The sequence below is a fragment of the Arhodomonas sp. KWT genome (assembly GCF_010993615.1).
The window spans coordinates 1-1606 of the sequence record NZ_WNXE01000222.1 but is presented as its reverse complement, the minus strand read 5'-3'; the positions used below and the strand labels follow the sequence as shown (position 1 = coordinate 1606).

Annotated in this window: 3 protein-coding genes; all 3 read left to right on the top strand. The window is 67.0% G+C overall.

Annotated elements, in window-relative coordinates; translation table 11 throughout:
- Positions 1 to 556 (top strand): putative PEP-binding protein (locus G7A99_RS25635; protein ID WP_305792328.1); only part of this gene is annotated, 556 nt, incomplete at its 5' end.
- A gap of 98 nt (positions 557 to 654) precedes the next feature.
- A complete protein-coding gene (locus tag G7A99_RS16925) occupies positions 655 to 873 on the top strand; it encodes a bacterioferritin-associated ferredoxin (protein WP_163142324.1) in 219 nt (72 codons plus the stop codon).
- 104 nt (positions 874 to 977) lie between these two features.
- On the top strand, positions 978 to 1448 hold the full coding sequence (gene bfr, locus G7A99_RS16920) for a bacterioferritin (protein ID WP_163142321.1): 471 nt from the start codon (positions 978 to 980) through the stop codon (positions 1446 to 1448).
- Positions 1449 to 1606 lie beyond the last annotated feature (158 nt).

Below are 1606 nucleotides of genomic sequence, written 5' to 3'. Positions count from 1 at the left end.
GGAGGTGGAGCAGTCGGTGGCCCTGGTGGAGCGAGCCCAGCGCGAGCTCGCCGAGGAAGGGGTGGATGTGGTGCGCCCGCGCCTCGGCGCGATGGTGGAGGTGCCGGCAGCGGTCTACCAGGCGGCGAGCCTGGCCCGGCGTCTGGATTTCCTGTCCATCGGTTCCAACGACCTCGCCCAGTACCTGCTCGCGGTGGACCGCAACAATCCACGGGTCGCGAACCTCTACGACGAGCTACACCCGGCGGTGCTCCGTGCGGTGAACGACGTCGCCCAGGTTGGCCGGGTCGCGGGGGTGCCGGTGAGCGTCTGCGGCGGTATGGCCGGGAATCCGGCGACGGCGCTGCTGCTCTTCGCCATGGGCCTGAGCGGCCTGTCGATGAGCAGCGTAGGCCTGCTGCGCGTGAAGTGGGTGATCCGCAGCTTCCCCCATGCCGAGGCCCGCTCGCTGCTCGACGAGGCCCTGGCGCTGGAGTATCCGGAAGAGGTCCGCGCGCTGGTGCGGGGGGCCCTGGAGGCCAAGGGCCTGGGCAGCCTCACGCGGGCGGGCAAGTAAGTCCGGTGATGAAGGTCACAAATAATAATAATTCGTGTTTGACTAATCGGGTGTGAAAGTCGTAGCGTATCTCCATCAATACCGGATGTGAGTGCGCCATGTACGTCTGTGTCTGCCGCGCCGTGAGTGACCGAGAAGTCAACGCCGCCATCGATGCCGGCGCCCGGACCATGCGGGAGCTGCGCCGCGAGCTCGGGGTCTGCAGCTGCTGCGGCAAGTGCGGTCCCGCTGCGCGGGCGATGCTCGCCGAACGGACGGCCCCCGACGAGAACGCGCCTGCACTCGGCTTCCCTGCCGCTACGCCCGCCGTCGCCTAGCGCCGCGTGAACACTGCCGTTCCCGCCCCGGCTGGCTAAAGGGGCCCCTTCATGCGCTAGACTCTGTGCATCCATGCCACCAACACGGGCACAGAGGCAGCACAATGAAAGGCGACACGAAGGTCATCGATTTCCTCAACCGTGCGCTCACCAACGAGCTCACGGCCATCAACCAGTATTTCCTCCACGCCCGCATGCTCCAGGACTGGGGGCTGGCCCGCCTGGGCGAGAAGGAGTACCAGGAATCCATCGACGAGATGCGCCATGCCGACGAGCTGATCAAGCGCATCCTCTTCCTCGAGGGGCTTCCGAACCTCCAGGACCTCGGTCGGCTGATGATCGGCGAGACGGTGCGTGAGATCCTCGAGTGCGATCTGCGCGCGGAGCAGACGGCCTGCCCGCTGCTGCGCGAGGCCATCGCCTATTGCGAGTCCGTGCAGGATTACGTCAGCCGTGACCTGTTCCGCCGCATCCTCGACGACGAGGAGGAGCACATCGACTGGCTCGAAACCCAGCTGGACCTCGTCGACCGGGTGGGCGAGCAGAACTACCAGCAGTCGCAGATCCCCGAGTGAGGCGCGGTCGGGGCCGGACACCGGCCCCGGCCCCGACCCCGATCCGGCTCCCTAGAAGGGCTTGAGCTCCACCAGTAGCACCACGCCGACGAGTACGATCACCGGCAGCTCGTTGAACCAGCGGAACCAGACATGGCCGCGCCGGTTGGTTCCCTCGG

Excerpts from the sequence above, each read along its gene's own strand:
- G7A99_RS16925 (WP_163142324.1), top strand. The coding sequence starts at position 655 with ATGTACGTCTGTGTCTGCCGCGCCGTGAGTGACCGAGAAGTCAACGCC.
- bfr (WP_163142321.1), top strand. The coding sequence starts at position 978 with ATGAAAGGCGACACGAAGGTCATCGATTTCCTCAACCGTGCGCTCACC.